Here is a 6,196-nt window from a genome sequence, read left to right on the forward strand (position 1 = left end):
TAACCATGTGTCCTTCAGCTTATAGTAGATGTACGGTAATTCATGCTAGTGAATGGAATCTGACCACCAGTGCGGCTAGACAGGGTGTGTAAGTCGTGAATTAAGTTTTCTGCCGCTTGTTGACATGCTGCTTGTACCTCTTGCATTGCAAAAGAAAGAACGAACGGGGATGGGCGTTAGCTAATGTTAAATTGCCTTGAGTAATTTCTTGATCTTCCGAAGGAATATTCTCACTAAAGTAGTGTAACCCTATATTGAATTTCTTCGCAAATGACTTAGCGACATAAGGAGCAAGGTCATGATCGAGCTTGCTTCCAGAAACTCCACTATACTGTGAGTTTTGCTGGCATTGAAATATAATTGCAAAGAGTGTCATCACAGTAGATAATAGATTGCGCTGGATGGACCTTACCCCTGTCTACCCCGTCTCTCTGCATATGATGTTGTTTTTTTCTGGAAAATAGAACTTGTTTGTATTCACTATATTTAGCGATCGTTAAGTAGTTAAATCAATATATCATCAATATATAGTATGCGCAACCTTTGTTTTATATAAGCTGAAGTGGATGTGGGATTATAACAGATTGTCTCTGGAATCACCATTGTGAACTTTAACAATGATACAAATATATACATCATTAGGGTTATATAAGGTCAGATAGGAGACGCTATATGGGCTTTGCGATTGCTTCGTGAGTTGGTTACAATGATTGTATGAATAAATGAGGGAGGCACTAAAAATGGCTATCGCTGAAGTGACGATAGTTCCTATTGGAACATCCACAACCAGTCTAAGTTCCTATGTAGCAGATATGCAAAAGGTATTGAAACAACAGCAAGGAGTTACTTACCAACTAACATCTATGAGTACCATTATTGAGGGACCTCTTGATGAAGTATGGAAAGCTATTGTTGCTTTGCATGAATCTCCTTTTATATCAGGAGCTCAACGCGTGTCCACATCCGTCAAAATAGATGATCGTCGAGACAAAGCTTCATCCAGCGTGCAGAAATTGAAATCGGTACAAGAGAAACTGAACTGCTAACCGTAGAGTCACTCCTCAACTTAGAACTTGGGGAATAATAAATAGAGCTGTGCTGAAGCTTGCGACTGCAAGACATCTCTATTTATTTCAATATTAGTACTAGTATTTTTAACGGGAAATAATTTTGGAGATAGCTTCAATGACGCGTTCCTCTTGAATCGGTTTCACAACAAAGTCTTTGGCACCTGCTCGAATGGCTTCTGTAATGAACTTTTGTTGACCAAGAGCAGAGCAGATCAGAATCTTAGCTTGGGGATTTATTTCTAGTATCTCTTTGAGGGCAGTAATTCCGCTCATCATAGGCATATTAATATCCATTGTGATTAGATCGGGTTGTAGTTCGGAATATCTCTGAATAGCCTCGATGCCATTCTCAGCCTCTCCAATAACAGTGTGACCCATGTTTAGAATGATTTCCTTTAGAATAACTCGCATAAATAGAGAATCATCAACCACCAAAATCTTTGCCATAGTAGTACCTCCATATATTGAGAACGAAATAAGCGAATAGCTTGATTTAAAAGCAAACGCCTTAGTGATTGTTTAAAAAGTCGACTATTCAGTACCCTAGCGTATGCTTAAGCTACTGCGTTTTTTTAAACGCTTCAGAAGATGAGTTCAGAGCGAAGAGGGAGTAGCTGAGTGTAGGTGAACTTACATGAGCAACGGACTTCAAGGGTTGAAACTCAGGTTAGAAGGGAAATATCCTTCTAATATTACTTCCTGTGGTTAATAGATGGCTTTTTGAACAACCGCTTAATAGAAAGAATTAATGACAACCCTCATATTATTGGTTTTCACTAGAATGTATACCGTGTGAAAAGAGTAACGTTAGGCCAATCTATTATTATATCGTCATTTTCTCCCTTTTTATAAAGAGATCACTTTGTCTGATCGTTGACAGAATCATTACGTTTTCTAACAATAAATATATAAAGTTGAGTGATTCCAAGGAGGGTAACATGACGACACTAACATTTACACAATTAATAAATAGGACATTAGAGTTAAGTGAGGATGCAGGTAGCTTGGAAGCTTACCAATTTATTACAGAACATGCGAGAGATGTGCAGGGGAATAAAGCACAAATATTTAATTATAGATATGCGTTGGCAGGTGCGGCAGGGCTTGAACAAGAGGCATTGACTATCATGAGAGAAGCCATCATAGAATGTGGTTATTGGTATGGATATGATTATTTAATAGAAGATGAGGATTTGCAGTCGCTCCATAAGTATGAAGCCTTTCAAGAGATGGTCCAACGCTGTAAGGAACGAGAAGCTAAGGCACAGCAAACAGCAATACCTGTCTTAAAAGTGATACGTGATGAGAACCGTTCGGAAGATGAATCTCAGATACTACTAATTTCCTTACATGGTGATCAAGAGAATATCGAAATATCAGAGGGATACTGGAAGTCTATCGTGTCGGCTCAGTGTATGTTAGCATTACCACAGTCCTCGCAAATTCAATTCTCAGACAGCTATGATTGGGAAGATGTAGATAAAGGAGTAGATGAGCTACAAGAGCATTACCATCAACTCGTAGAGATTCCGGGAAGGGATACAGCAAATGTTATTGTGGGAGGATTTTCTGCTGGGGCGGGAGTAGCATTGAATGCGCTTTTGTCTCGGGAAATATCGGCTAAGGGATTCATTTTGGTTGCACCATGGCTTCCAGAGATTGAAGAGTGGGAGCCTTTATTGGACACTTTAGCTGAGAAGAATATGAAGGGATATGTGATATGCGGCAATGACGATGAAGATTGTTATGAATCTACGTTACAGTTGGTGACCTTACTGGATGAGAAGAATGTGGATCATGTATTTATAGAAGTTGATGGTTTGGATCATGATTATCCAGATAATTTTGAACAATTATTAAATGAAGCTACTGAATATATTATTGGGTAGCCAGCACGCACATAACTGGCTTTCATGAATAAAATAAGAAAGGCTACGCCCTGTACACAGGCGTAGCCTTTCTTATTTTATGAGGGGTTATTTAGTTTTTGTTTTTTTCGGAGCGTTATCCTCTAGTATTTTAAAGATGATTTTAGCATTGTCTGTGTTATCAATAAGTCCTGAGAACATTTCCTTACCTGGACCGTATGCAAATACAGGAACATCTTCGCCTGTGTGGCCGCCTGTAGTCCAGCCTGTATTTGTACGGATATCAAAGATAAGATCAATGGCATTGTCTATTTTATCTTGCTCCTTAGTAGCTGCTGCATCCTTGACGGACTGAATTTCCTCTGCGGTCAATGTTAAATCGATATATTTCTTGAGGGTTAGTTCTACGCTTGCACCTTTGAATATTTCTTGAGACATGAAGTCAGATGTACGTTTTGCGGCCTTAATTGGACTTACGTCAAAGATATAAGTTCCTCGTGCTCCAATGGACAATCCGCCTGTTGAATGGTCAGCTGTAGCCACAACTAACGTATGACCGTCCTTCTTAGCGAAATCAATGGCCGCTTTAAAAGCCTTCTCGAAATCAGCCATTTCGCTCATTGAACCTACGATATCATTGTCGTGTCCTGCCCAGTCAATCTGGCTCCCCTCTACCATTAGGAAGAAACCATCTTTATTCTTGTTCAATCGTGTAATTGCGGCATTTGTCATCTCCACTAAAGAAGGAGTTTGGTTCGTTCGATCAATGGCTTTATCTAAGCCGCCTGGGGCGAATAAACCAAGCAAGCGATCATTCGTGTTCTTTAGTAGCCCCGCTCGATCGGTCACGTAGCCGTAGCCGTCTTTTGTAAACAACTCGGTTAGATTACGGTCTTCACGGACGAAATTTTTCAATCCTCCACCAAGGAGGACGTCCACCTTGTGTTTACCGTTGACAAGGTCATCATAATAATCGTCTGCGATAGCATCCATATTTTTACGACTGATGTCATGCGCTCCGAATGCAGCGGGTGTAGCATGGGTAATTTCCGAAGTCGCTACTAAGCCAGTCGATTTTCCTAATTCCTTAGCACGTTCAAGAACAGTTTTAACGTCCTTTTGATGAGTATCAACAGCGATAGCAGCATTATAGGTCTTGACCCCAGCCGACATAGCTGTAGCAGCCGAAGCCGAATCGGTGACATTCTCCTTCTCGTCATGTGGATAAGTCATTTGATTACCTACAAGGTACTTGTCGAATTCTGTTGGTTCCATAACAGGGGTAGATGGATCATCTTTAAGGTAACGGTAGGCAGTGGTATAGGATTGACCCATGCCGTCTCCGATTAAAAAGATAACGTTCTTAATTTTTGGCTGATCTTTGTCCTTGCTGGCTGCGTAAGATATTGACCCTGAGAAAATCGTGGTTATCGCTAATGAAGATACAACGGCAAAAGGTAAGATTCTACTAGCTAATTTTTTCATATTGATCCTCCTGTATGTTCTTTTCTAATTGGACTCTCCGACCCTGCAATCGGTAGGCACGTAGATAACTTTACTGTTGGAATATAAAGAGAGTTATATTTTTGTGTGAATCATTTGTTAAATATGTTTATAATTAAATAAATATGTAAATGAGGTGTGTTCTTGCGAAAATTACTAGGCATTATACTAATTCTATTATTTATCTATCCTACTTCGGTTGTATCTAGTGAATCTCTCACAAAAACAAACATTAAGCTTGTCTTTGTAGGTGACATTCTCCTAGATGGTTATGTGGGGGATCAGATTACTAAGTTTGGAGCCAACTACCCGTTTGTAAAAGTAGCACCTATATTGAAAAAAGCAGACATGGCCTTTGCAAATTTGGAGACACCTGTCTCACTCAGGGGCAAAGCTGCTGATAAGATGTTTGCCTTTCGCTCCAAGCCTACCAGCCTCAAGGGATTGATATATGCTGGTATAGACGGAGTTACTCTAGCGAATAATCATATTCTCGATTATGGACAAGATGCGATGCTAGACACGTTATTACATTTGAACAAATACAATATTGGTTATACGGGCGCAGGTAAGAATATAAAAGAGGCTTTTAAGCCTTATACTCAAACGATAAAGGGTAAAAAAATCGCAGTTATTGGGGTAAGCCGTGTACTTTCAGATCCTTCCTGGTATGCGGGTAAGAAGAGTGCAGGGGCAGCCTCGGCTTATACGCTTGAACCCATGCTAAGTGAGATCAAAAAATCTGCCAAAGCAAATGATTTCACGATTATGTACATTCATTGGAACCAAGAATTTATGGATTATCCTGAAAAGTATGCACGTACGATGGCTAAACAGATGATAGATAGCGGAGCGGACATTATTATTGGATCACATAGTCATTGTTTGATGGGGATTGAGTATTATAAGAATAAGCCCATCTATTATTCATTAGGTAACTTCATATTTAATCGGTCGACACGTGGCGGAGATAAGACGCTAGATTCCATGATGGTAGATTTTGAAATTGATAACGATAAAATGACAAGTAAAATTACGCCAGTAAAAATTATAAGAGGTCAACCTAACTTCATGGATAAGAGCTACAATAAAAGCATTATTACTAAGATGAACAAACTCTCATTTAATGCGGCCATTGATTCGAAGGGCAAGGTCACGGAGGTGAAATAAATAGAGAACATCGAGCAGATGAATACATAAATACGAATGTGCGTAATCATAAATTCGACTATTTAGGACCGACAAGCTGAGTTTTAGAGCGAAGAAGGAGTAGCAGGGTGTAAGTGGAACCTACATGAGCAGTGGACTCCGAGGGTTGAAGTTAGATTTGATACTGAAAATATTCTAGTGTTACACCTTGCTCCATAGATGATTCTTTGAAGAACTCTTAAAGGTTATTTTGTGATCACTTGTCTGATCTGCTAGTTATACAAAGAAAATGAGACCATAAGAAGGATGATAAAAGAGCTATATAAGATGAAAGGAAATTTTACGATGGTACATCAGATTAATAAATAGGCGAGATTTAATATCATTAACTCGTCTATTGTTGGCAAGGCTATGCTATGAGAAAGAGGAGAACCATAGATCTGCTACAATAATGCGTAACAGTAGTGTTGGCTTTGAATTAAAATTAAAGCTTGCATATTAATAATAGAGATGATATATTATTAGTCCGGCCAACAAATGGCGGTCAAAACGAATCAGAAAGCTTAACAATCACATGAAAATGAAATTGAAAAAAAGCTTGCATTA

General features: G+C 39.1%; 7 protein-coding genes. 3 read left to right on the plus strand and 4 right to left on the minus strand.

The features are described from left to right. Positions 1-14: 14 nt before the first annotated feature. Both nrdD and J2T13_RS23235 read right to left on the minus strand, forming a co-directional pair. Positions 15-146: an anaerobic ribonucleoside-triphosphate reductase gene (gene nrdD, locus J2T13_RS23230; protein ID WP_429374797.1), complete on the minus strand. Its 132-nt coding sequence runs from the start codon at positions 144-146 to the stop codon at positions 15-17. After that, entirely contained in the window at positions 101-379 is a 279-nt protein-coding gene (locus tag J2T13_RS23235) for a hypothetical protein (protein WP_429374809.1), read from the minus strand. Before J2T13_RS23235 ends, nrdD begins: the two co-directional genes overlap by 46 nt. Before the next feature lie 361 nt (positions 380-740). Between J2T13_RS23235 and J2T13_RS23240 the strand changes: the two genes are divergently transcribed. Beyond that, the gene (locus tag J2T13_RS23240; protein WP_429374799.1) at positions 741-1,046 is read left to right on the plus strand and encodes an MTH1187 family thiamine-binding protein; all 306 of its coding nucleotides are present in this window, start codon (positions 741-743) and stop codon (positions 1,044-1,046) included. Positions 1,047-1,154: 108 nt separating this feature from the next. Here J2T13_RS23240 and J2T13_RS23245 read toward each other — a convergent pair whose 3' ends face one another. Next, complete coding sequence (locus tag J2T13_RS23245) at positions 1,155-1,517, minus strand: response regulator (RefSeq protein WP_429374801.1); 363 nt, start codon at positions 1,515-1,517, stop codon at positions 1,155-1,157. A gap of 491 nt (positions 1,518-2,008) precedes the next feature. On the opposite strand from J2T13_RS23245, the gene J2T13_RS23250 reads away from it, so the two are divergent. Next, complete coding sequence (locus J2T13_RS23250) at positions 2,009-2,959, plus strand: alpha/beta hydrolase (RefSeq protein WP_429374802.1); 951 nt, start codon at positions 2,009-2,011, stop codon at positions 2,957-2,959. Between the two features lie 87 nt (positions 2,960-3,046). On the opposite strand, the gene J2T13_RS23255 is transcribed toward J2T13_RS23250, so the two are convergent. After that, complete coding sequence (locus J2T13_RS23255; RefSeq protein WP_429374803.1) at positions 3,047-4,423, minus strand: alkaline phosphatase; 1,377 nt, start codon at positions 4,421-4,423, stop codon at positions 3,047-3,049. Positions 4,424-4,585: 162 nt separating this feature from the next. Between J2T13_RS23255 and J2T13_RS23260 the strand changes: the two genes are divergently transcribed. Continuing rightward, the gene (locus J2T13_RS23260) at positions 4,586-5,611 is read left to right on the plus strand and encodes a CapA family protein (RefSeq protein WP_429374804.1); all 1,026 of its coding nucleotides are present in this window, start codon (positions 4,586-4,588) and stop codon (positions 5,609-5,611) included. Positions 5,612-6,196: the final 585 nt, after the last annotated feature.

The organism is Paenibacillus sp. DS2015, from assembly GCF_050433705.1.
Taxonomy (GTDB): Bacteria; Bacillota; Bacilli; order Paenibacillales; family Paenibacillaceae; genus Paenibacillus_AQ.